This is a genomic window from Stenotrophomonas sp. 14P6.2.3, assembly GCF_057799055.1.
This window is the reverse complement of record NZ_JBYOLA010000015.1, coordinates 45,954-67,940: the sequence shown is the minus strand read 5'-3', so window position 1 is coordinate 67,940 and position 21,987 is coordinate 45,954. Positions and strand designations below refer to the sequence as shown.

23 protein-coding genes and 1 riboswitch are annotated in these 21,987 nt (G+C 65.0%); of the genes, 12 read left to right on the top strand and 11 right to left on the bottom strand.

Annotation, left to right across the window (positions count from 1 at the left end):
* Positions 1-61 precede the first annotated feature (61 nt).
* The 5 genes from AC27VL_RS13370 (at position 62) to pnuC (ending at position 7,099) form a co-directional block, all read left to right on the top strand.
* Entirely contained in the window at positions 62-2,107 is a 2,046-nt protein-coding gene (locus AC27VL_RS13370; RefSeq protein WP_488766872.1) for an XVIPCD domain-containing protein, read from the top strand.
* A gap of 244 nt (positions 2,108-2,351) precedes the next feature.
* Positions 2,352-2,762 carry a glycine zipper 2TM domain-containing protein gene (locus AC27VL_RS13365; protein ID WP_059063181.1) on the top strand — a complete coding sequence of 137 codons (411 nt, stop codon included), beginning with the start codon at positions 2,352-2,354 and terminating at the stop codon, positions 2,760-2,762.
* A gap of 129 nt (positions 2,763-2,891) precedes the next feature.
* Positions 2,892-4,019, top strand: coding sequence for a phosphotransferase enzyme family protein (locus AC27VL_RS13360; RefSeq protein ID WP_488766869.1), 1,128 nt, complete (start codon positions 2,892-2,894; stop codon positions 4,017-4,019).
* 155 nt (positions 4,020-4,174) lie between these two features.
* Positions 4,175-4,270: riboswitch (TPP riboswitch) on the top strand.
* 70 nt (positions 4,271-4,340) lie between these two features.
* Positions 4,341-6,521, top strand: a complete 2,181-nt coding sequence (locus AC27VL_RS13355; RefSeq protein ID WP_488766867.1) for a TonB-dependent siderophore receptor — start codon at positions 4,341-4,343, stop codon at positions 6,519-6,521.
* Positions 6,518-7,099, top strand: coding sequence for a nicotinamide riboside transporter PnuC (gene pnuC, locus AC27VL_RS13350; RefSeq protein ID WP_100554378.1), 582 nt, complete (start codon positions 6,518-6,520; stop codon positions 7,097-7,099). The genes AC27VL_RS13355 and pnuC overlap by 4 nt, the downstream gene beginning before the upstream one ends.
* A gap of 108 nt (positions 7,100-7,207) precedes the next feature.
* Here the strand turns inward: pnuC and AC27VL_RS13345 are convergent, their stop codons facing one another.
* The 4 genes from AC27VL_RS13345 to AC27VL_RS13330 all read right to left on the bottom strand — a co-directional run bounded on the left by AC27VL_RS13345 (position 7,208) and on the right by AC27VL_RS13330 (position 9,461).
* On the bottom strand, positions 7,208-7,627 hold the full coding sequence (locus AC27VL_RS13345; protein ID WP_191078507.1) for an energy transducer TonB: 420 nt from the start codon (positions 7,625-7,627) through the stop codon (positions 7,208-7,210).
* A gap of 159 nt (positions 7,628-7,786) precedes the next feature.
* Positions 7,787-8,761, bottom strand: a complete 975-nt coding sequence (locus tag AC27VL_RS13340) for a Dyp-type peroxidase (protein ID WP_100461846.1) — start codon at positions 8,759-8,761, stop codon at positions 7,787-7,789.
* Positions 8,762-8,852: 91 nt separating this feature from the next.
* The gene (locus AC27VL_RS13335) at positions 8,853-9,125 is read right to left on the bottom strand and encodes a hypothetical protein (protein WP_488766865.1); all 273 of its coding nucleotides are present in this window, start codon (positions 9,123-9,125) and stop codon (positions 8,853-8,855) included.
* 9 nt (positions 9,126-9,134) lie between these two features.
* The gene (locus AC27VL_RS13330; protein ID WP_099819542.1) at positions 9,135-9,461 is read right to left on the bottom strand and encodes a hypothetical protein; all 327 of its coding nucleotides are present in this window, start codon (positions 9,459-9,461) and stop codon (positions 9,135-9,137) included.
* A 141-nt stretch (positions 9,462-9,602) separates the two neighbouring features.
* Between AC27VL_RS13330 and AC27VL_RS13325 the strand changes: the two genes are divergently transcribed.
* Positions 9,603-10,532: a DUF6624 domain-containing protein gene (locus AC27VL_RS13325; RefSeq protein ID WP_488766864.1), complete on the top strand. Its 930-nt coding sequence runs from the start codon at positions 9,603-9,605 to the stop codon at positions 10,530-10,532.
* 18 nt (positions 10,533-10,550) lie between these two features.
* On the opposite strand, the gene AC27VL_RS13320 is transcribed toward AC27VL_RS13325, so the two are convergent.
* The 3 genes from AC27VL_RS13320 to AC27VL_RS13310 all read right to left on the bottom strand — a co-directional run bounded on the left by AC27VL_RS13320 (position 10,551) and on the right by AC27VL_RS13310 (position 12,444).
* Complete coding sequence (locus tag AC27VL_RS13320; protein ID WP_180164552.1) at positions 10,551-10,919, bottom strand: VOC family protein; 369 nt, start codon at positions 10,917-10,919, stop codon at positions 10,551-10,553.
* 69 nt (positions 10,920-10,988) lie between these two features.
* Entirely contained in the window at positions 10,989-11,756 is a 768-nt protein-coding gene (locus tag AC27VL_RS13315) for a DUF6597 domain-containing transcriptional factor (protein ID WP_180164554.1), read from the bottom strand.
* Between the two features lie 115 nt (positions 11,757-11,871).
* A complete protein-coding gene (locus AC27VL_RS13310) occupies positions 11,872-12,444 on the bottom strand; it encodes an OmpO family porin (RefSeq protein WP_176022450.1) in 573 nt (190 codons plus the stop codon).
* A 513-nt stretch (positions 12,445-12,957) separates the two neighbouring features.
* Between AC27VL_RS13310 and AC27VL_RS13305 the strand changes: the two genes are divergently transcribed.
* Together AC27VL_RS13305 and AC27VL_RS13300 are read left to right on the top strand one after the other, a co-directional pair.
* Positions 12,958-13,227, top strand: a complete 270-nt coding sequence (locus AC27VL_RS13305; protein WP_488766861.1) for a hypothetical protein — start codon at positions 12,958-12,960, stop codon at positions 13,225-13,227.
* 156 nt (positions 13,228-13,383) lie between these two features.
* Entirely contained in the window at positions 13,384-14,085 is a 702-nt protein-coding gene (locus AC27VL_RS13300; RefSeq protein ID WP_100554519.1) for a hypothetical protein, read from the top strand.
* A 55-nt stretch (positions 14,086-14,140) separates the two neighbouring features.
* On the opposite strand, the gene AC27VL_RS13295 is transcribed toward AC27VL_RS13300, so the two are convergent.
* Together AC27VL_RS13295 and AC27VL_RS13290 are read right to left on the bottom strand one after the other, a co-directional pair.
* On the bottom strand, positions 14,141-15,337 hold the full coding sequence (locus AC27VL_RS13295) for a GAF domain-containing sensor histidine kinase (protein WP_100554373.1): 1,197 nt from the start codon (positions 15,335-15,337) through the stop codon (positions 14,141-14,143).
* 243 nt (positions 15,338-15,580) lie between these two features.
* A complete protein-coding gene (locus AC27VL_RS13290; RefSeq protein WP_488766859.1) occupies positions 15,581-17,128 on the bottom strand; it encodes an MFS transporter in 1,548 nt (515 codons plus the stop codon).
* Positions 17,129-17,279: 151 nt separating this feature from the next.
* Here AC27VL_RS13290 and AC27VL_RS13285 point away from each other — a divergent pair, with 151 nt between their 5' ends.
* The 3 genes from AC27VL_RS13285 to AC27VL_RS13275 all read left to right on the top strand — a co-directional run bounded on the left by AC27VL_RS13285 (position 17,280) and on the right by AC27VL_RS13275 (position 19,567).
* Entirely contained in the window at positions 17,280-18,164 is an 885-nt protein-coding gene (locus AC27VL_RS13285; protein ID WP_488766857.1) for a LysR family transcriptional regulator, read from the top strand.
* A 134-nt stretch (positions 18,165-18,298) separates the two neighbouring features.
* Complete coding sequence (locus AC27VL_RS13280) at positions 18,299-18,730, top strand: HVO_A0114 family putative DNA-binding protein (RefSeq protein WP_488766856.1); 432 nt, start codon at positions 18,299-18,301, stop codon at positions 18,728-18,730.
* 468 nt (positions 18,731-19,198) lie between these two features.
* Entirely contained in the window at positions 19,199-19,567 is a 369-nt protein-coding gene (locus AC27VL_RS13275) for a hypothetical protein (RefSeq protein WP_100554370.1), read from the top strand.
* 30 nt (positions 19,568-19,597) lie between these two features.
* On the opposite strand, the gene AC27VL_RS13270 is transcribed toward AC27VL_RS13275, so the two are convergent.
* Entirely contained in the window at positions 19,598-20,278 is a 681-nt protein-coding gene (locus tag AC27VL_RS13270; RefSeq protein WP_488766854.1) for an Ivy family c-type lysozyme inhibitor, read from the bottom strand.
* Between the two features lie 129 nt (positions 20,279-20,407).
* Here AC27VL_RS13270 and AC27VL_RS13265 point away from each other — a divergent pair, with 129 nt between their 5' ends.
* A complete protein-coding gene (locus AC27VL_RS13265; RefSeq protein WP_488766852.1) occupies positions 20,408-20,863 on the top strand; it encodes a YybH family protein in 456 nt (151 codons plus the stop codon).
* A 96-nt stretch (positions 20,864-20,959) separates the two neighbouring features.
* Here AC27VL_RS13265 and AC27VL_RS13260 read toward each other — a convergent pair whose 3' ends face one another.
* Positions 20,960-21,985: an NAD(P)H-dependent glycerol-3-phosphate dehydrogenase gene (locus AC27VL_RS13260; RefSeq protein WP_025875929.1), complete on the bottom strand. Its 1,026-nt coding sequence runs from the start codon at positions 21,983-21,985 to the stop codon at positions 20,960-20,962.
* Positions 21,986-21,987: the final 2 nt, after the last annotated feature.

Here is a 21,987-nt window from a genome sequence, read left to right as displayed (position 1 = left end):
CGGATGAGTCCGGTTGGCGTATCGCGGCAAAGGCCGCACCATCAACCCCAGAGGAAGTGTCATGGCACAACGTGACTACAGTAGAAAGGAAGTTCTCGACATCATCGAGCAGGTTGCACAGCGCAAGGGCATCGCCAGCGAAGACTTCCTGCGCTTTGCCCACATCGAGACCGGTGGCCGCTTCAACGAACGCGCGCACAACGACAAGACCGATGCCAAGGGCCTGTTCCAGTTCCTGCCGTCGTCGGCCAAGCAGTACGGCCTGACCGGCCACGAGTACGACCCGACCCGCAACACCGAAGCGGCAGCGGAGATGTTCAAGCGCAACCTGGTGGACATGGAAAAGCGCCATGACCGCACCGGCCACCCGTACCTGTCCGGTGATGACAAGCCGAGCGGCCTGGACCTGTATCTGGCACACCAGCAGGGTGCGGCCGGCTACGGTTCGATCCAGACCGCGATCGCCACCGGCACGTTCGGCGTCGTGCGCGACGGCCACGGCGATCCGATCGACATGCGCCCGCGCATCATGGGCCAGATCGGCGGTGACGTGGAAGCGTTGACCGGGCATACGCGCACCGAGATGCGCACGATGAATGATCGTGACCTGGCCAGCACCTTCGCCCAGTACTACGACCGCAAGTACGACGCGATCAGCATCCCGGAAAAGAACATCGCGCCGATCACCGAGACCCAGGCACGCCCGGCGCCGGTGCAGAGCGCACCGACGCAGACCGTAACCCCGGCCGCGCAGGCAGCAGTCGCCGCAGGTGCCGCAGCCATCGCCGCCACTGCCACGGCTGCCGCTGCCAAACCGGATGCACCCGGCATTTCGCTGGATGCGGCGTACAACGCGGGCGTGAAGTACGACAACGTCAAGTACGCGATCAACATCGAATCCAGCCAGTACTACCGTGGCAACGGCGTCACCGGCAAGAACGTCGACCAGGGCTACATCGACTGCTCCGGCTGGGTCGGCACGATGCTCAACAAGACCCAGGACGAGATCAACCAGAAGGCCGGCCGCGCGGTGTTCGCCGACGCCGACAAGATCAAGCTGGGCTTCGCCGGCTCCGGCGGTATCGTGCATGACGCCTACAAGGACTCGGGCGTGCTGCTCAAGCGCGACGACATCCTCAAGCCGGATGCGCTGAAGGAAGGCATGGTCATCGGCCTGGATACGGCCAAGACCAAGCACGAGCACTGGAATGGCATCGACCACATCGTGATGGTGGTGCGTGACCCGAACACCGACAAGCTGCTGATCAGCCAGTCCACCGGCAAGCTGGGTGTGCACACGATGCCGGTGGAGGATTACCTCAAGCAGGTGAAGGACCACCCGAACTGGAAGCTGTTCGCCTCCGATCCGCTGCACCAGGCACGCAACCTGCTGGAAAACCGCAGCCAGACGCACGAGCAGGCGCAGGCGCAGGCGCAGGCGCAGGCCAAGGGTGCGGCCGAGCCGAAGCCGGCAGCGCAGGAAAAGCCGCAGACCAGCAACGAAGTACATAAGCAGGGTGCGCACGGCGAAGGTGTGCGCAGGGCGCAGGAACAGCTGGGCCACCTGGGATATGTGGGCGCCGACGGCAAACCGCTGGTCGAAGATGGAAAGTTCGGTCGCAACACCGAGGCTGCCGTGCGCCAGCTGCAGAAGGACAACGGTCTGGCAGTGGACGGCATCATCGGCCCGAAGACGCTGGATGCGATCAAGGACGCGCGCGAGCGCCCGCTGCTCAATGACGAGCGCCATCCGCAGAACCCGATGTACAACCAGGCCGTGAAGGGCATGGAGGGCCTGCCGGCAGGCACCTTCAAGGACCGCCATGCACTGGAGGCCGCCGCCGCTGCACTGACCAAGGAAGCGCAGGCCAGCGGCATGCAGCGCATCGATTCGGTGGTGCCCAGCACCAACGGCGAGCGCATGTTTGCCGTACAGGGCACCGCCGGCGACCCGGCCGCCTGCCGCGCGGCGGTGGAAACCCGCGCTGCCAGCGAGCAGAGCATGGCAGTCAGCAGTGGTGCGGTGCACGGTGCACCGAATGTCCTGCAGCAGCAGGACGCCCAGCAGGAGCAGGTGAAGCAGGCCCAGCGCGCCATGGGCCACTGAGCCAGGCAGAGGGAGACCAGGGGAAGGGCCGCGTACTGCGGCCCTTTTCCTTTCTGGCAGCTGAGCGGCCGCAGCGCTTTCAGCCTCGCTTCATGCCGCCTGACGCTAGATGAATGCGCAAGCCGCACGGGGATCGCGCGCAATGTTCCGGCAATGTCCGGGCACCAGCGTGGTCCCTACGGCAGCCGGGGCGCCCAGCGCCCTCCCTGCCCACCGTGGCATGCACCTCACAGGAGAACCCAACATGCTCAGCACTTCCGCACTCAGCTTCCGTGGTCTGGCGATGGCCCTGGCACTTCTTGCCGGCGTGGCCGTGGTCAGTGATGCCAGCGCGATGTCGAGGAAGGACAAGCGCACCGTGGTCGGTGCCGTCGTCGGCGGCGTGGCGGGTCACCTGATCTCCAACGGCGACCCGGCCGCCACCGTCGGCGGCGCGGTTGCCGGCGGCGCCATCGGCAACCTGACCACCTCCGACCGCCATGATCGCCGCTACGACGGGCGCTATGACCGCCGTTACGACCGTGGCTACGACCGCCGTTATGACCGGGGCTACAACCGCGGCTATGGCTACGACCGCCGCGATGACCGTCGCTGGCAGCGCGAGCGCCATGACAACCGTTACTACCACGACCGCGGCCGCCATCGCGGCTGGTAAGCGCGCCGGCCACAGGCCGCACATGATGTCCCTGACGGGCGGGTCGATGACCCGCCCGTTTGCGTCTGTGGCGTCCATGGCGTTGAATGCGCAGCCTTGGATGTTCCTTTACTCACCAGCGGCCGTGGCATGACTTCTTCCCCCCATCGCGTGCAGGGCCTCAACAACGACGAGGTCGCCGCCGACTGGCCGGCGATCGACGCGCAGGAGATCACCTGGCTGCGTGGCCACTTTCCGCAGCTGGGCGCGGACAGCACGCTGCGCTGGCACAGCCCGCGTCCGTTGTCGGCCGCGGCCATCGTCGACGGCACGCGCGGTCCGGTCTTCATCAAGCGCCACCACCACAGTGTGCGCAGCGCGGGAAGCCTGGAGGAAGAACACCGTTTCATCGCGCATCTGGCGACTGCCGGCATGCCGGTGGTGCAGGTGCTGGCCAGCAGCCACGGCCGCACCGCACTCGAACACGGCCAGTGGACCTACGAACTGCATGCGGTGGGCGCCGGCAGGGACCTGTATCGCGAGCTGCCGTCATGGTCGCCGTTGACCGACGTCGCCCAGGCCCGCGAGGCGGGCCGCATGCTGGCCACGCTGCACCGCGCCGCGGCCAGCTACCACGCCCCGCAACGCAGTACCCATCTGCTGGTGGCACGCGACGACCTGATCCGCGCCGATGACCCGATCGCCGCGCTGAAGGCCGACCTCGGCAACCGCCCCGGGTTGGCCCGCTACCTGGCGCGCATTCCCTGGGAAGAACAGCTGCACCGCGATGTGCTGCCCTGGCACCATGGCCTGGCCGCGCGCCTGCAGGACGAACCACGGCTGTGGGCGCACAACGACTGGCACGTCTCCAACCTGCTGTGGAACGACGACGGCACGATTGCCACGGTGCTCGATTTCGGCCTGGCCTCACCAACCAGCGCGCTGTTCGACCTGGCCACCGCGATCGAACGCAACGCGGTGGCCTGGCTGCAGCTGGAGCGCGGCACCGACGCGGTACGCATCGATATCGCCCTGGCCCTGCTGGACGGCTACCGGCAGGAACTGCCGCTGTCGCCCAAGCGCGTGCACCTGCTGGCCGACCTGCTGCCGATGGTGCATTTCGACTTCGCTCTGTCCGAAGTGGAGTACTTCGAGGGCGTCACCCGCTCCACCGCGAATGCCGACGTCGCCTGGCAACCGTTCATGCTCGGGCATCCGGCCTGGTTCGCCACGGGCCCCGGCCAGGCCCTGCTGGCGGCCCTGCACGCCGCCGCGTAAGCCGCGAGCCACCCAACACGCTGGGTACTCAGTAGATCGACGCCATGCGTCGATGACGCGCTCGGCCGGGGCCAGATGCCTTTCCGCTGGAAAGAGATCTGACCCCGCCTGAAGGGTGGCGGCTCGCAAATCCGTACCATTTGTAGTGAAATGGTCACCTGAAGCGGGGGTGCCTGGATCTACCAGGCTGAGAGAGTCCCTTGGAACCTGATCCGGTTTGCACCGGCGTAGGGAGCTTTGAGCCGCAGCCACACCCCCGTCATGGGTCGGTGCACCTGCGCGCCGTCGCTTCGTCTCCCTTGTTGTCTGAAGACGAATCGAATGAACCGCTGCCTGCGCCCCACCCTGCTCGCCCTTGCCCTCTGCGCCGCCCTGCCGCTGTACGCCAGCGAGGCAGGCACCGACGCCGTTGATGTTCCGCCGTCCTCGCCCACCGATCTGGCGGCAGTGCGCGTGCAGGCCGGCAAGCCGGCCACCGACACCTCGCGCGTCAACGCCTTCGGTGGCGGCTCCTGGAAGGACACCCCCGCCTCGGTGAACGTGCTGGAGCGCGACTACCTCGACCGTCGCCAGGTCCGTTCGCTGTCCGAGCTGGCCAGCAACGATGCCTCGCTGGGCGATGCCTATGCGCCGGTGGGCTACTACCAGAACATCGCCATCCGTGGCTTCGCGCTGGACGCGGCCACCGGCTACCGCTTCAACGGCATGTCCATCGCCGGCGAACAGCGCCTGGCGCTGGAGAACATCCAGGAAGTGCAGATCCTGAAGGGCGAAGCCGGCCTCGCGGCTGGCGTGATGGCGCCCGGCGGCATCATCAACTACGTGGGCAAGCGCCCGGCGGAAGTACGCACGGTCACCCTGGGCACCGATTCGGAAGGCTCGCGCTATGCCGCCGTGGATGTCGGCCACTGGCTGACCCCGCGCTTCGGCGTCCGCTTCAATGCCGCCTGGGATGCCAACGATTCCTACGTCGAGCATGCCGACGGTCGCCGCAACTTCTACTCGCTGGCCACCGACTGGCTGATCGGCGAACACGGCAAGCTGGAAGTGGATGCCAACTACCAGACCAGCTCGCAGCGCTCGGTGTCCGGCTTCCAGCTGCTGGGCGCGCGCGACCTGCCGCGTGGCGTCGACCGCGAGCGCCTGCTCGGCTACCAGCCGTGGCAGCGGCCGGTGGACATCGCCAGCACCAACATCACCGCCCTGCACACCTACGACTTCAACGACGCCTGGCAGTCGCGGCTGTCGATCGGCCACAGCCGCTCGGTGATCGATGACAACGTCGCTTTCGCCTACGGCTGCTACTACACCGCAGGGTGCGCAGACGGCAGCGTGCCGGGCAACTATTTCGCCCCCAACGGCGACTACGACATCTACGACTACCGCAGCCCGGATGACACCCGCCGCAACCAGCAGGCGCGTGCCGAACTGCGCGGCAGCTTCGACACCGGCAGCGTCGGCCACCAGCTGAGCATCGGCGCCGACTACTTCCGCCGCACCGTCGACAAGCGCCCGAGCGTCAACGAGTACGTCGGCACCAGCAACATCCACGATGCGCAGGTGCCGGTGTTCGAGCCCTCACCGAAGATGCCGGGTGCATCGGCACGGCGCCTGGACAGCCGCCAGACCGCGTTCTTCGCGCTGGACCGGATGAGCTTTGGCGATGACTGGCAGTGGCTGGCCGGCGGCCGCTTCGTGCGCCTGGACGAGCGCGCCTACGACAAGCGCGGCACGCCGCAGCGCCACAGCCGTTTGTCGCGCTTCCTGCCGCAGACCGCGCTGGTGTGGAAGGCCACCGACCAGCTCAACGCCTACGCCAGCTACGTGCGCGGCATTTCGCTGGGCCAGGAAGCACCGTTCTGGACGTCCAACGCCGATACCTTCCTGCCGTCGATGCAGTCGCGGCAGCTGGAAGTGGGTGTGAAGTACGTACCGGTGGACGCTCTTACCCTGGGCGCCGCAGTGTTCCGCACTACCCAGCCCTACCAGTACGCAAAGCCGGACGGCAGTGATGCCGGCTACACCTTCGTCGAAGAAGGCAAGCAGACCCATACCGGCCTGGAACTGACCGCCAACGGCCAGCTGACCGACGCCCTGCAGATCGTCGCCAGCGCCAGCGTGCTGCAGGCGCGCGCACGCGACAGCGGTACTCCGGCCTACGAAGGCCATCAGCTGGTGAACGTGCCGAAGGTGCGCGCCAGCGTGCATCTGGCCTATGCACTGCCGTTCGCCGAGGGCTTGGACGTGACCGGTGGTTGGCGCTATGCCGCCGCCAACGTCGCCCGCGCCGATGGCGGTGTACGCGCACCGGACTACTCGGTGTTCGACGCTGGCCTGCGCTTCCAGCACCGCCTGCACGAGCGTGCCGTGACCTGGAACCTGTCGGTGGACAACCTGTTCAACCGCTTCTACTGGCGCGACACCGGCAGCAGCGGCGGTGACTACTACCTGTTCCCGGGCGCACCGCGACAGGCACGCCTGTCGGTGACGTTCGCGCTGTGAGCGGCGTCGCGCTCGAGTGGACTGCAGCCCTCTTCAGCATCCTCGGGGTGTGGCTGATGGCGAAGCGACGGCTGGCCGCGTGGCCGGTCGGCCTGCTGTCGGTCGCGCTGTACGGCGCGGTGTTCGCCGAGGCCAAGCTGTACTCGGACACGCTGCTGCAGGTCGCCTTCGGTGGTTTCCTGGTCTACGGCTGGATCAACTGGCGCCAGCACGCGGCCGATGAGGGCAGCATCCGCATCGTGCCGCTGGCGCGCGGCACGCTGCTGCGCGACCTCGCCATCGGCCTGTGCGCCGGCGTCGCGCTTGGCGCCGGCATGCACACCTTCACCGATGCGGCGCTGCCATGGCTGGACGCGATGCTGACCGCGTTGAGCCTGGTCGGGCAGTGGTGGCAGGCACGCCGACACGCCGCCTGCTGGTGGGTGTGGATCGTGGTGGACGTGGTCTACGTGGGCGCGTACCTGTTCAAGTCGCTGCACGTGACTGCTGCGTTGTACGTGTTCTTCCTGGGCCTGGCATTGTTCGGGCTGCGGGCGTGGCGTGCAGCCGCACGTGAACCGCAGCTGGCAACGCGGTAGAGCCACGCCATGCGTGGCTGGCGGGCACCGGTAGACGCCAACCTTGGTTGGCGCTCACGTGCCGACCAAGGTCGGCATCTACCAAACGCAGCCACGCATGGCGCGGCTCTACCTGGGTTGCAGCACCAGCCCCAACCGCAGCGGCTGGCGCATGTCCTTCGGCGGCGCCGCCGGCAACGCCGTGGCCTGCAGCGTCGCACGCAGATCGGCATCCACCTGGGCATCACCCAAGCTGTCGAATTCCAGTTTGGAGATCGCGCCATCGCGGGCGATCCACACGCTCACCACCAGCGGTGTCGGCGTATCGGGATACTCCTGCAGCCAGGCCAGCAGGCGCTGGGCGCGTGGATCCTGTTCCTGCTGGAGGCGCTGCTGCAGTTCGCCGCTGACGGAGGCGGCATAGGCCATCCAATGCGCAGGCGCGTCCTGTGCGGACACGCTGGCGCTGCCCAGCGCCAGCAGGCCCAGCAACCATGCCAACGGGCGCCAACCACGGCGCGTGGTGCGCCTGTTGCCTGCAGAATCCATCACCCACGTCTCCACTGCCGTCCAACGCGCCATGGTCGGCGCTGCAGATGACAGGCAGATGGCGGCGCAGTAGAGCCACGCCATGCGTGGCTGTTCTGGGCAACCGGTTGATCCATCCACGCATGGCGTGGATCTACCTGGCTGCCCCACCCGGCGTGATCAGTCGCCCAGGTCGGCCAGCACCTTGCGCGAGGGGGCGAAGAAGGTGACGCCGGTGGTCGCGGTGGAGAAATCGAGGATGCGGTCGTGCAACGGCGCGGGATTGCCGATGAACATCCGCTCCAGCATCTGCTCGATCACCCACAGCCGACGCGTGTAGCCGATGAAGTAGGTGCCGTACTCGCCACGCCCCGGGTTGGCGAAGGGCATGTTGTCGCGCAGGATCTCGTGCTCGCCGTCGGCATCCTCGATGGTGCACAGCGTCTTGTGCGACTTCTGCGCGTCGGCCGGCGCGTCGTCCAGTTCGATGTTGTCGTGCTTGGTGCGGCCGATGATCGCTTCCTGCGCTTCGGTCTTCTGCGCACGCCAGGCATCGAGGTTGTGCAGGTACTTCTGCACCACCACGTAGCTGCCACCGGCATGGTCGGGATCTTCGTCGCCGACGATGGTCGCCTCCGGCAGCGACAGCCCCTCCGGGTTGGCGGTGCCGTCGACGAAATCGAGCAGGTCGCGGCCGTCGAAGTAACGGAAACCGGCCACGTCATCCACCGCTTCCACGGCATCGCCGAAGGCCAGCAGCAGGTTCTTCTCGAACGCCACGATAAGATCCATCGTGCGCGCACGGATGTGGTACAGCAGGTCACCCGGCGTGGACACCGCCGTATGGGTGGCACCCTTCACTTCCTGGAACGGCTTCAACTCGCGCGGCGGCGTGCTGCCCACCAGCGGCGCCCACACGCGGTGGCCAATGGCCACATTGCAGGTAAAGGTGCGTTCGATCTCGCGGATGGCGGTGTTCTTGATCAGGTCATCGGTGCTGGCCAGCACCTCGCGCACTTTCGCCAGCGACGCCTCATCGTCCTTCACCGTCAGCACCAGGAACGCGGCCGAATGGGTCAGCGGTGCGGTGATCTGCTGCGGCTCGTTGTCGAGCGTGTGGTTGAGGGCGGTGATGGGGGCGGGCTGGGCGTTCACGGCAGTTCCTGCTGGCTTGAGGCGGGCAAATCGCATGGGGCGATGTGCGGGCGATCATAGCGGAACGGCCTTGCGGGCGACGGAGCGGTTCTCAGTTCGCGGCGAGCGTGAGCCATTCGTTGGCGAGCGCGCGTGCCCGCTGTTCGCTGTCGGTGATCGAATGCTCCGGCTGCTGCAGCCACCACTCTCCCTGCCATTGCGGCAGCATGTGTCCGCGCAGGAAATGCTCGACGCGGAAGCTCTGCCCGACAGCATGGATGCAGACCAGCCGGATGCAGTCCTGGGAGACAACAGCGTCCAGCAGCTGCCAGCCATCCGCAGCATCGCGCAGCAGATGCGCCCCGGCGATCTCGATCACGTCCATGCTGTGCGACTACGCCGTGGTCACGGTGAACTGTTGCGGCGTGCGCCACGCAACCCGGAGGTAGGCGCCCTGCAGCAAGCCGCCATCGCGAAAGTGTTCGAACACGTCAGCCGGGCACCACTCCCTGCCCGCCGAGAAGGCTACGCCGAGGTCACGCAGACGGATGAAGACGATGGCCTTGGCTGCGTCGTCGGCGACCGGCAGGGTGAGGGTGTCTGCCTCGCCAGCGGTGAAGCCCAGCGCCTGCAGCGAGGTCCGCGGGCGGCCGTTCAACAACATCACCTTGATGCAGTTGCCGTCGGCCTGCCTCACGTAGGCGTCGATGTGCGTTTCCATTGGCGGATTGTAGAGGCAACGCGACCCCACTTGCAGCGTGCTGCTGGTCGATCATTTGAGGCCTGGCCATGACACTGCTAGCCTGCGGATGTGCGGCCTGCAGAGGCTCGCCATCCACACACTTCACGGAGGAAGCAGTCGATGGTCCACTCACCGATGCAATGGAGGCATGGGCCCGTTGCTGCGGCGCTGGCGTTGCTGCTGGCCGCCCCGCTGCAGGTACACGCCGCAAACGAAGGGTCTTTCTTCGACGCACTTGAGCGCTATGGTGCCGATGACTTCAGCGGCTGTGCGCATTTTCTGGATGACCTGCTGCAACGTGGAGGCCATTTTCCCGAGGGTGGCGAACTGCTGCTGGTTGAATGCACGGCAGCGGCCGGCGACCTGGGAAAAGCGATGGACCATGTAACCACGCTGCTTCCCAGCGGCAGGCTGTCGGCCGATGACCTGCTGCACAAGGATCGGCCAGGATTGAATGCGCTGCGCAACGGCCCGGCGTGGCCGGACATGCGCAAGCGCGTGCTGGCCGCCGAGCAGCAGCGCCTCGCATTGCTGGACGCGCCCCTGCGCAGGGAACTGCTGGAGCGCGCCGAGCGCGACCAGGCGGCACAGCATGCGGCTGTCGACGCTGGTGGTGGCGAGGCATTCAAAGCGACAGCTCCAGTGATCAAGGCCAACGCCGATTGGCTGAAATCGGTGGTAGCCGACAAGGGTTGGCCGACGTATGCCCTGGTCGGACATGATGGTGCCAAAGCCGCGTGGCTGCTGGTCCAGCACGCCGATCACGATCCCGTATTCCAGGCCGATATGTTGCCGTTGATCGAGAAGGCCGCCAAAGCCGGTGAAGCTGATTCTGCAGATCTGGCACTACTGACTGATCGCGTGCTGCTGGCGCAGGGCAAACCGCAGCGCTATGGCAGCCAGTTCACACAGGCCGATGATGGCGCGATGGAACTCCGCCCCACCGAAGACATGGAAGGCCTGGATGCGCGCCGCGAGGCGATGGGGCTGCAGCCACTGGCGCAGTACAAGGCCACGCTCGCAGAGATGTATGGCAAGCCGGTCCGATAGCACGGCGCTTGCCGAGGCTTAGTCCCGGTCGCTCCACACCGCCAGCACGTAACCGTCCAGATCGCGGAAGTGAAAGCGACGGCCACCGGGGAAAGCGAACACGTCCTGCACGATTTCGCCGCCGGCCGCGACGATGCGCTGCTGTGCATCGGCCAGATCCGAAAAGTAGAGAATCACCAGCGCGCCTCCCGCGGCTGTCACCGCCTCGTCAGCCACGAAACCCCCTTTGAGGCGGCCATCATCGAACTCGGTATAGGCCGGACCGTAGTCGGTGAAGGACCAGCCGAAGACCTGCCCATAGAACTGCTTGCTGCGGGCGATGTCGGCGACGTTGAATTCGATGTTGTCGATGCGGCGTTCGGCAGCGGTGGTCTCTGCGTGGCTCATGGTGCGGCTCCGTGGTTGGAGCGCACAGCATCGATCAGGGTTGAGCCGGCGTCTTGAACGAAACGGCCATCAACGCCCCCACTCCTGGCGCAGCGCACTGGCCGTCAGGCCGGACAGCTCGCGGGCCTCGCGGCTGAGGTGCGCCTGGTCGGCATAGCCCGCCTCGGCGGCCAGCATCGCCAGACTGTGCGCGGGCTGTGCCTGGCTGCAGCGCAGGAACCGCTGCAGGCGCAGGATCCGCTCCAGCGACTTTGCACCGTAACCGAACTGCGCCTGGCTGAAGCGGCGCAGGGTGCGCGGGCTCATCGCCAGGTGGGTGGCGAGTGCATCGACGCTGACGTCGCCCTTGGCAGCGTGCGCGAACAGCACATGCGCACGTTTCGTGTGTTCGTCCACCACGGCCGCAGGCATGTTCTGTTGCAGGCAATCGGCCAGACGTTGCAGACGCTGCTCAGGCGCGGCATCACCAATCGAGGCCGCAACCTGCGTTGCCCATCGGGCATTGAATTCAATCAGCGGCACGGCCTGACCGACGATGTCAGACAAGTCGATGCCAAGTGCCGCCGATGCCTGCCCGGGCCGGAAACGCGCCCCCAACACCTGCGCACCGGGCGCCAGTTGTGGATGTGCAGCGGTCCGATCCGGCCCCACCACGAACAGCGCACCGTCACGCCAAAGGATATCCACGCAGCCATCGGGCAGCACGGTGATGCTGCCGCTGGCGTCGGCCGACAACTGGCTCTGCCAGAGCTGGCCGAACTGGCCACGCAGCGGCGCAGGCGCCAGGTGTTCCTGGTAGGCCGTGCCAGTGCCAGCGAGAGTGGAGGGATCGCCCATGCCCCATTGTGGCAAAGCGATGCCGGAAAAAGAGAAGCCCGGCACGAGGCCGGGCTTCACTGGCGTATGGGAGAGAGGTCACACGCCAGTTACACGCACTAACGACAGGCGTTTGTTACCAGCTGAAGCGCGGGCCCACGAACCACTCGCGGTCGCCGGCCTTGGCCAGCTTCACTTCGCCACTCAGGCCCCAGTTCTGGTTGAACTTGGCGGTGGCGCCGACGCGGCCGTAGAACTCGCCGTCCGGGTTGATACCGTGCTTCTTGCTGTAATCCTCGTAACCGGCCAGCGCATAGCCTTCCAGGTACGGGTTGAACGCGGTGCGCACGCCCACTTCAGTGGAGTAGCCGTTGAAGTCCAGGCCGTGCTTCATATCAAACTTCTGGTACGCAACACGAGCCACCAGGTCGGTGTTCGGTGCGATGCCGTAGTTGTAGCCGGCACCGATGCGCCACTGGGCGACATCATTCTTGAAGGTGTCGGTTTCCTGCTTGCTGTAATCACCGAAGACATGGAAGTTCGGGTGCACGGCAACCGAGCCCTTCACGCCCCAGCCATCAGCGTCGCCGCCCTTGGCATCGGTGTTCACATAGCCGCCTTCAACGTAGTTGTACGACAGACCATCGGCAGCCGATGCGGCGAACGGCAGCGCGGCCAACAGACCCAGGGCAAGCAGCGAATTCTTGATCATCGGGATACACCTTTAATTATTTTGGTTTCGTCGAACGCCCCTCGGGAGGGGAGGGATAAGGGGCGTTCGACAGGTGTGAATTATCCGTTTGTTGATGAAATCAGCCCTGAATATTGAACTGACCGGTACATGAATGAGGTTCCTGTTCAGGGAACTCTCGATACGTCATGTAGTAGCCGTCGGGCGCAGGACGAAGGGCATGACCGCTTCGTGCATCTGAGAACTGCACGTGTAGCAGTGAGGTGCGGGCGTAGCTGTTGCGCGACGCTCATCTGCGCCCATTCATTAGGACAGCGTGAGCCCGCTTCATCCTGATGAATTGGCTGTATCGAAGCGGCGCAAGGGCATCGACCGATGCAGCACAGCTCGCTTGTTCCCGCTTGTTAAGGTTGGCTGCTTGCCGCACCTTCACGGCCCATCCACGTCTTCCAACTGCAGCTGAAAGCACTTCGCAGCGCCGGGAACAAACGCCGCTATATTCCAGACTCCCCAGACGAAGGAGGGAGTGGAATGTTCCTGACCAAGCAGCACATCAACGCGGCACGTGCCGTCACCGTAGCCATCGTTGCTACCGTAAGCCTCGGTGCTTGCGCCACCTACAAAGACGAATTCGCTTCGATCAACTCACGTCTCGACCAGCTCGACGTGAAGGTGCAAGGCGCGGCGCAGAGCGCCGAATCCGCCAACCAGTCCGCACAGCAGGCCAACCAGCGTCTGGATCAGATTGAAGGCCGCGTCCAGCAGCTCGAAAGGGTCCCGGGCCGCAAGCCGCGCGGGTAACCGCTCTCCCACCCACTTTGATGAACGCTTGAACCAGACACCAGTGGCCTTCGCCGGCCACTGGTGTCTTTCAACCTCTCGGTCTTCATCCGAAGGAGCCGTCCCATTCGTACGTACTCATTCCCTGCACGCCGGGCCGTGTCGGCCGCGCTGACCATCGCGCTGGCATTGGCAGGCACCAGCGTGGCCAGTGCCAAGAATGGCAAGGAAGCAAAAGAAGCACCTGCCGCGGAAACGGCGAACGCCGCCGATGAACTTCCGCAGGGCCAGGAAGTATCCGAGACCGTCATTGCACTGGCCGGCTGGGTAGTCGCCAGCAAGGACAACCAGGGCTATCCGTTCGCGATCATGGACAAGGCCGCTGCGCAGGTCCTGGTCTTCGGCGGTGACGGCAAGCTGCGTGGCGCGGCGCCGGCATTGTTTGGTTCGGCCATCGGCGATCACTCGGCGCCCGGCGTCGCCAAGCTCGCGCTGAGCGCGATTCCAGGCCACGACCGCACCACCCCGGCCGGCCGTTTCATTGGTGGCTATGGCCCGTCCGAGGACGCCGGACGCGTGCTGTGGGTGGACTACGATTCCGCCGTGTCGATGCACCCGCTCCCCCCGGGCACCCCGAAAGAGAAGCGCAGCGAACGACTGGCATCCGCCACGCCGGACGACAACCGCGTCACCCACGGTTGCATCAACGTCTCACCCGGGTTCTACGAGCAGATCGTGAACCCCACGTTCGAGAAGGGCGGTGTGTTCTACGTGCTGCCGGACAAGGACTCGATCGAGGAAACGTTCCCAGAGTTTGCGCAGAGTCGCGCGGCTGCGAAGGGCGTGGATGAAAAAGACGCGCGACACGCCCGCAAGTGAAGGACGTTGAGGGCTGAAGACGCAGTCAGGGCGGAGCGCAGCGAGACCTGCCTCTCTACGCAAGTTCCAGCCGCGGCATCTTGAACGTGAACAAGGTGCCGGTGGCCGCGCTGGACTGCACCTCCAGCGTGCCGCCATGAGCGCGCGCAATCTCCGACGCAATGTAGATGCCGAGGCCGAGGCCGGGCCGTGGCTGCTCACTCTTCTCGCGAGAGAACGGACTGAATATGGCGTCCATCCTCTCTGATGGAATGTGTCCGTCGTTGTGTACTTCGAGCGTAAGCATTTCGGGCGTGGCGTTGACGGTCAGCGCAATTGGCGACGAGCGCGCTCCGTGTTCGGCTGCATTGGTGAGCAGGTTGGCCAGGAGCTGCGCCAATCTGCTCGGATCACAGACCACGTTGTCGTCCATCTGCATGCGGACCTTGATGTCCTGGCGGCCAGTGGCGATGGCCACCTCTTCCACAACCTTTTTCAGGTCTTCTTCCAGCGTGCTGGTCAGCTGCAGCGCGATGGGAATACCGCCGCCCAGACGCCCCCTGGCGAAATCAAGCACGTCGTTGATCAGTCCATCCATTCTGGCAACGCCTGAGGCGATGTGCGCGAGCATTCGTTGCTGACCTTCAGCGTTCAGCTCACATGCCAGCGAATCCGCGGCGATGCTGATTGCCTGCAGAGGACTGCGCAGGTCATGACCCAGCACGGCAATGAACTGGTCGCGCAGGTCGGCGACGCGGTGCGCGTCGGAGAGCGCAGTTTCCGCTCGCTCGAGGCGATCTTCCTTGTCGAGGTAGCTTCCTACCAGATCGGCCAGCAGCTCCATGGATCTCTGCACGTGGGCCACGTCGAAGCTGGCCGGTGCCGAGTCAATCGCGCAGAGTGTGCCGAAGAAACTTCCGTCCGGCCGATGGATGGGAACGGACGCATAACTCTCGAGCCCGTAGATCCGCGGCGTGTGATGCGTGGCGTAAACCGGGTGCTTGCTCGCATGCGCAAATACCACCGACGTTGCCGACTGCCTGATCTCATCGCAGATGGTTGTCTCGAGCACCAGTTGGCCACCCGGAACAAGCCCAAACCCCAGGGTGTCGAACGTGGCGCACGCGGTCCAGGTGGTCTGGGTCACGCGGGCAATGGCGGTGAAGCGCGAGCCCGTGATGTGGGCTACGGTCTCCAGGATGCGCGGCACGGCCTGGATTCGACCAATCTCGGCGATGTCGTCCAGCAGATGGGGGTCCGTCAGCTTCTGCATGGTCGTTCGTCCGGTGGGCAGCGCATCATCCCATGGAACCCGGGCGAAGGCTGATGCGAGGGCGATTGCCGCCTTTTCAGGCCAAGCCGTGGCGGGCCCCTGAGGCTGTCGCCTGAGGTAAACGAGCGGTTCTAGCTGGAAGCGGTCCCTGGGTGCCTCCCCCCAAAGACCGTAGCGCTTCAGCGCAGACCTTTTGCGCCCAGGCTACGCTGCTACGAACGTTCCGCTCGTTCCCCAGGCACCTCACAGCACTTTCGATTCGTTGGTGGACGACGCCATGGAGTGACGACTGCCCCGGAACGCAAGCGCACTGGCAACTGCCAGGACACAGGCACATGCGCCCGAGTAAGCCATGGCGAGTCGATAGCCGAAAAGCAGAGACTGATGCGCGACGTCACTGGACACAACCTGGCCAGTGGCCGCCAATTCATCCAGACGCGCAGTACCCGCGGACAAGCCCTCCGCAAGCGATCGCAGATGCGAAGGGTCGCCCCAGGGCAGGTTCGTTCCAAGTGCGTAGTCGGTACCTTTCACCAGGATCAACCCCACTACGGCGATGTTGATGGCGAGGCTGATGAATCTGGCGCTGGTATCCATGCCGGACGCCATGCCGGCACGATCGCTGGGCACCGAGTTGGTCGTTGTGTTGGTGATGGGCGTATTGATCACGCCCAGGCCTGAGCCTGCAAGAACACAGCCTGGCAGCATCGTCAGCCAGCTCGCGTTGTCCGCGCCTGCACCAATCGCCATCATGAGCATTCCGCCACCCATGACAGACATCCCGACAGGGATCACACGCTCGGGCCCGAAGCGCACAGCGAGACGCTCGCCATAAGGCGGAAGCAGCAGCGACGGCAATGTGTATGCCAGGACGGATAGGCCGGTCGCGATGTTCGAGTAGCCCAGTCCGTGCTGGAAGAACAATGGCAGGTACACCATAAGTGGCCAGAAACTGAAGTTCATGCCCATCGAGCCCAGCAATGCGCCCGAAAAGCGCCGGTTGCCAAAGATGGAAAAATCGAACATCGGGTCCGGCGCCCTGCGCTCGACCGCGATGAATACCGCCAGGCTGATGACGGCAACCAGAGCGGCCGCCATGGAAGAGGCGCTTGCCAGGCCTGCAGGAATGCCCTGAGTGATGTACCAGGTGAAGGAGAAGACGGCCACCGAGAGCGAGACGATCCCCGCAAGGTCCAGTTTGCGGCGACTTGGCGCTCGGGATTCCTTGATGCCCAGAACGGCAAGAACCATCGCGCCAATTGCCAAGGGCGCATGCACCAGAAACACCCAACTCCAGTTGCTGATGACTACGACGCCAGCACCAATGACCGGGCCGAAACCCAGCCCAACGCCAAAGACCACGCCCCAGATGCCAAATGCCTTGGCTCGCTGTGCGGAATCACTGAATTGATGGGAAAGCACGGTAAACACGCAGACCAGCATTGCGCCTCCCGCCGCGCCCTGCAGCGATCGAGCCACGATCAAGGCTGGCCCGCTGCGTGCAAGGCCGCAGGCCAAGGATGTGATACCGAACAGCAGCAGGCTGACCACGAATACACGCTTGCGCCCATAGCGATCCGCCAGTGCACCAGCCGCCATCAGCACCGTCGTGCAGGCCAGGGTGTAGGCATTCATGATCCACTGCAGGCCACTGAAGCTGCTACCCAGCTCTGCCTCCAGTATCGGCAGGATGACCGGCACGCTCGAGATTTCCAGCCCGAACATCAGGGATGCCACGCATGCCGCTGAAAGCGTCAGGCGGTCTCGAGCAGCAGGTGAAAGGGAAGTCATGGGTCTCCTCAGGCAGGTCCGGGATCTGGCACGCAGCAGCGTCGAATGAAGCTGCGCGTGTCGAATGAGCTGCCATCTTGGGGAAACCTCAAAGATGATAAAAATGATTTGATTTAATAGAATTGATCAATCTTCATCATGGATCGCTCCGGTGTTCTTTGACCCCGACCTGCTACGCGCCTTTGTCGCCGTCGTAGAGACAGGTGGCTTCACCAAGGCGGGTGAGCGCATGAGCCTTAGCCAATCCGCCATCAGCCACCAGATCCGGAAGCTGGAAGAGCAGGCGGGCAGCGCCTTGCTGAAGCGGACCACGAGAAGCGTGACACTCACCGAAGACGGCGAGGACTTCCTGCGTCATGCGGAGCAGATCCTTGCTGCCCAGAGCCTGCTGGTTCGCCGATTCCAGAAGGCTCCCGTTACCGGCGCAGTGCGCCTTGGCGTGCCCGAGACCTATGCCGGCGATCTGTTGACCGCAATGCTGTCGCGCTTCTCCCGCAGATTTCCGGCGGTGCGGTTGGATGTAACCGTGGAGCCCTACGGAGCGCTGAACGAGCAGATACATGCAGGAACACTCGATCTGGCGGTGAACCTGTTTCTGCAGGAGGACGTTGACTGGCCGCTTCTGAGGCGAACGCGTTTCGTCTGGGCCATCGGTCCGGGGTTTGAGCATGAACCGGAGAAGGCGCTGCCGCTCGCCCTCGCGCCCAGTCCGTGCATGCACCGGGACGTGTGCGTTGAAGCACTTGTTGAAGCCAGCCTGGAGTGGCGCGTCGCCTTTAGTTCGGCGAGCCAGCAGGGCTTGCGATCAGCTGCAAAGTCCGGGCTCGCCATCACTATCGCGCTTGAGGATGACATCCAGGATGGCTTGGTCATTGCCGGCGATGGCTTGAGACTTCCCGCGCTCCCCGCAGCGAGCTTTCGGCTGATGCGTAGTGCGGCCGCCGGCACACCCGCGGTAGAGGCACTGGAAGAGCAGTTGATTGGCACAGGCGACGTCGCGTCTTCGATTCGTACGCTCGCTCAGCGCAGCGGCTGAAACCCAGCGAGTGACCGGTAGGCTTGTTGATGGCCGGAAATGGATATCAGCGTGAGATCAGGGTTGTTGATCGGGAGCCGGGCGGAAGTCCGCTCCTGGCCCGAAGCTGACACGGTCCTGCAGGCGCGCCCTACATGCGCCGTTTGTTCAATCCAGCGCGTGCTCGACCAGACATGATCTATCGGTCCCAATGCAATCTCGCACCGATGACAGATTCCGACACGCGCCGTTCGCCAGTCCAAAGTACCTTCCGATGTTGTGTCATCGGCGGAGAACGAAAGGACAGATCGGCCCCGCCGCAGGTAACGGATGGGGCGATAGCCTTCTCGACCCTGTCTTCCCTGGCCGCAGTATTGAGCGATGAGAACCGCCGGTTGTTGCGACTGCTGCGCGAACTTCAACCCAGGTCCCTCACCCAGCTGTCTGAGCAATGCGGGCGCAAGGTTCCGAGCCTTTCTCGTACCCTTCGGATGATGGAAGGCTATGGACTGGTTGAACTGAAGCGGGTCGGGGCGTCTGTCGTGCCATCTGCCATGGCCACGCGCTTTCTCATAGAGCTCGATTAGAACCACGTTGTGCCGCCCAATCGCGGAGTTCTGTCGTCATTGCCTCGCTGAGGCGACAGCACACTACGCAGGCAACCACGACGCATGTCGCATATTCCTCTATCGCTTAGGGCCCTTGCGCCATCGGCGTTTGGGGCGGCTTAACAGCATGCAAGAATGCCGAAAGCGTCTTGCATCAAGCGTTGAATGCAACTCTTCTGATTGGCGCTACGCGTCGGCACAGGTACAGATGACGAGCCACCTCATCTGGGGTGGCCGGGCCTCGAAAACCCGTATCGACAATGAAGTGATTGCGCTTGCCGGCCGGCGTCACCTCGCGTGGCGCCGGTCGGCAATCCGTCTGCCGGCTACGGCGGGCGGAGCGTGGAGGCCCTGTGCCTGCCGGTTCATTGTCCCGGTTTTCGAGCCACGTCTCCGCCCGCCACCTTTGTGTGGCGGCTACCGTCTGTCCTGCACGGAGCCCCAGCCATGACTACACCGGAATTCCCTCGCCCCCACCCCTATCGCGTTGCGGGCGATGAGGTATCAGAGCAACCACCTGCGCTCGACCCCACGGCTTTCATTGCCACCCTGACGCGGATCGGCAACGGCGCAGCCGCCGACGGCCAGCCGTGGCCGGAGCGTCATCAGATGCCGGGCCGTCGCATGGCACTGGCCGATGCGGACTGCGCACTGGCAGGCCTGCGCATCGCGCTGGAGATGCTGCTGGCGGCCGAGCGCGTCCGCCAGAACGGCCCGGACGACGAATACGTGGGCGATCGGGTGATGGAGGGTTTGATGATGGCGTGCCTGGCGCTGACCGCGCAGGTCAGTGCGCGGATGCGACCGGAGGAATAACGCCGGAACTTCTTCCGGCGTTAGCGCCCATCACTCGCAGGAATCGCCTTCTTCCTTCAGCATCGCTTCGTCCACCGGCCGCTCGCGATCGATCAGGGCACGCTGCTCCGCGTTCGGCTCGCCCAGCCACCACACCTTGCAGCGGGCCGTAAGGCGGCCGACCATCTTCGACTGCGTCGGCGAGTACAGCATCGCCAACGCGGTGGTCGGGCACTGGTGCGCCTGGCAGGCGGTGTAGAGCCACCACGGCTCGCCCTGCAGCACCATCAGTTCGCCAGGCCCGCTGGGACCGCTCAGCAGGCGTTCACGCAGGGAGGGGATGCTCTTGTCGGGCGATTCGGCCGCCGCAGTGTTCTTCATCAGGGCATTGAACGCGGCCAGCACCTTCGGGTCCTTGCGGCCGCAGTCGTCCACGGTGTTGCCGCCGACCAGGGTGAAGAAATAGGTGGCCAGCGGATTGTCCTTGCAGGTGAGCTCCGCGCCGGGGGTCTCAGCTTCCGGCTCACCTTCGTTGTCCCACACAGAGGGGTCCACGCCGTCTTCGATGGACGGCTCGTTTTCGACCACTGTAGCGGTGGCGGCTGGAGCTTCTGTCGCCGGTGCGGCGGCAGCGGCAGGCGTGGCAGCTGTGCCTGCGTCCGGTGCCGGTGTCTGCGTGCAGGCGGCCAGCAACGCGACCATCGCCGCGATTCCAATCATTCGAGACTTCATTCCCTGTCCTGTGTGCATTCGCCCAGCCGGCGACCGTGTGATTCTACCCGCCGGCCAAGATGGATACTCTGGCAGTCACGCCTTCCATCGCCGCCAGGATGCAGACGCATGCGCTGTTCAAGACTTGCCGTGATTCTCATCAGTGGACTGTTGCTGGCCGCGCCTGTCGTTGCGCAGCAGGCCGCTGCGCCCTCGCCTGTCGCACGCCTTGCCGATGTCACCCTGCCCGCTGCGCTGGATCGCGTGCTGCGCGATTACGAACAGGCGTGGCGAACGGGTGATGCGAAGGCATTGGCCGGGTTGTTCGCCGAGGACGGTTTCATCCTGCAGAGCAACCAGCCGCCTGTGCGCGGGCGCGCGGCGATCGAGGCAGCGTATGCCGGCCAGGGAAGCAGCCCGTTGCGGCTGCGTGCGCTTGCCTTTGCCGCAGAGGAAACCACCGGTTACATCATCGGCGCCTATGCCTACGGCAACAACGTGGGCGATACCGGGAAGTTCACGCTTACCTTGAAGCGGGTAGCGGGTGGGCCGTGGATGATCTTTTCGGACATGGACAACACCAACGCGCCGCCGCGGCCGCGATGATGGGCGTTACGGGTTCCACAGTAGATCCACGCCATGCGTGGATGGGTTTCGCGCACGCACAAAAAAAACCCCGGCGCTGGGCCGGGGTTTTTCGATTCACTTGAACAGCGTGTCCGGATACTCCGGTTTCTGTTCGCGTGCCAACAGCGCACGCAATCCTTCTTCCGGGGTCTGCTCGCCATGCAGCACGGCGCGCACGCGGTCGGAGATGGGCAGGTCGATGCCATGACGGCGCGCCTGTCGCATCACTTCGTCGGCGGTCTGCACCGACTCGACCACCTGGCCGATCTCGCGGATGGCGTCCTGCAGCGTCTGCCCGCGGCCAAGGGCCAGGCCCAGGCGACGGTTGCGTGACAGGTCGCCGGTGCAGGTCAGCACCAGATCGCCCAGGCCAGCAAGGCCCATCAGCGTTTCCGGCTTGGCACCGATCGCTGCGGCCAGGCGCAGCATTTCGTTGAGGCCGCGGGTGATCAGGCCGGCACGGGCGTTGAGGCCCAGCTGCATGCCATCGGCCACGCCGGTGGCCACGGCCAGCACGTTCTTCATCGCACCGCCCAGCTCGGCACCGACCATGTCGTCGCCGGTGTAGGCGCGGAACGCCGGACCATGCATCGCCTCGGCCACCGTCTGCGCGAACTCGGGCACGTCGCCGTGCACGGTGATCGCGGTCGGCAGGCCCAGGGTGACTTCCTTGGCGAACGACGGCCCGGTGACAACGGCCAGCGGCACGTCCTCGCCCAGCACTTCGCGCGCCACTTCATGCAGGAAGCGGCCGGAGCCGGGCTCGAAGCCCTTGGTCGCCCAGGCCACGCCGGCACCGGCCGGACGCAGCGGCGCCAGCGCGCGCACGGTTTCACCGAATGCGTGCGACGGGGTCACCACCAGGATCCAGGCGGCACCCTCCACCGCCGACGCCAGGTCGGTAGTGGCGCGCAGCGATTCCGGCAACGGAATGCCCGGCAGGTAGCGCGGATTCTCGTGGCGCTGGTCGATGGCTTCAACCACGGCGGCATCGCGTCCCCACAGCACGGTCTGGCGACCGTGCCGGGCGAGCAGCGTAGCCAGCGCGGTTCCCCAGGAACCGGCGCCGAGTACGGCAATCTTGTCAGCGGTAGTGCTCATCC

What these genes read in the sequence shown, in the direction of transcription:
- AC27VL_RS13320 (WP_180164552.1), bottom strand. Translation starts at nt 10,919, where the DNA reads ATGAGCCACGCAGAGACCACCGCTGCCGAACGCCGCATCGACAACATC.
- AC27VL_RS13370 (WP_488766872.1), top strand. Translation starts at nt 62, where the DNA reads ATGGCACAACGTGACTACAGTAGAAAGGAAGTTCTCGACATCATCGAG.
- AC27VL_RS13330 (WP_099819542.1), bottom strand. Translation starts at nt 9,461, where the DNA reads ATGGAAACGCACATCGACGCCTACGTGAGGCAGGCCGACGGCAACTGC.
- AC27VL_RS13305 (WP_488766861.1), top strand. Translation starts at nt 12,958, where the DNA reads ATGTTCCTGACCAAGCAGCACATCAACGCGGCACGTGCCGTCACCGTA.
- AC27VL_RS13335 (WP_488766865.1), bottom strand. Translation starts at nt 9,125, where the DNA reads ATGGACGTGATCGAGATCGCCGGGGCGCATCTGCTGCGCGATGCTGCG.
- AC27VL_RS13360 (WP_488766869.1), top strand. Translation starts at nt 2,892, where the DNA reads ATGACTTCTTCCCCCCATCGCGTGCAGGGCCTCAACAACGACGAGGTC.
- AC27VL_RS13290 (WP_488766859.1), bottom strand. Translation starts at nt 17,128, where the DNA reads ATGACTTCCCTTTCACCTGCTGCTCGAGACCGCCTGACGCTTTCAGCG.
- AC27VL_RS13270 (WP_488766854.1), bottom strand. Translation starts at nt 20,278, where the DNA reads ATGAAGTCTCGAATGATTGGAATCGCGGCGATGGTCGCGTTGCTGGCC.
- AC27VL_RS13260 (WP_025875929.1), bottom strand. Translation starts at nt 21,985, where the DNA reads ATGAGCACTACCGCTGACAAGATTGCCGTACTCGGCGCCGGTTCCTGG.
- AC27VL_RS13355 (WP_488766867.1), top strand. Translation starts at nt 4,341, where the DNA reads ATGAACCGCTGCCTGCGCCCCACCCTGCTCGCCCTTGCCCTCTGCGCC.
- AC27VL_RS13295 (WP_100554373.1), bottom strand. Translation starts at nt 15,337, where the DNA reads ATGCAGAAGCTGACGGACCCCCATCTGCTGGACGACATCGCCGAGATT.
- AC27VL_RS13280 (WP_488766856.1), top strand. Translation starts at nt 18,299, where the DNA reads ATGCGCCGTTTGTTCAATCCAGCGCGTGCTCGACCAGACATGATCTAT.
- AC27VL_RS13315 (WP_180164554.1), bottom strand. Translation starts at nt 11,756, where the DNA reads ATGGGCGATCCCTCCACTCTCGCTGGCACTGGCACGGCCTACCAGGAA.
- AC27VL_RS13345 (WP_191078507.1), bottom strand. Translation starts at nt 7,627, where the DNA reads ATGGATTCTGCAGGCAACAGGCGCACCACGCGCCGTGGTTGGCGCCCG.
- AC27VL_RS13325 (WP_488766864.1), top strand. Translation starts at nt 9,603, where the DNA reads ATGGTCCACTCACCGATGCAATGGAGGCATGGGCCCGTTGCTGCGGCG.
- AC27VL_RS13275 (WP_100554370.1), top strand. Translation starts at nt 19,199, where the DNA reads ATGACTACACCGGAATTCCCTCGCCCCCACCCCTATCGCGTTGCGGGC.
- AC27VL_RS13365 (WP_059063181.1), top strand. Translation starts at nt 2,352, where the DNA reads ATGCTCAGCACTTCCGCACTCAGCTTCCGTGGTCTGGCGATGGCCCTG.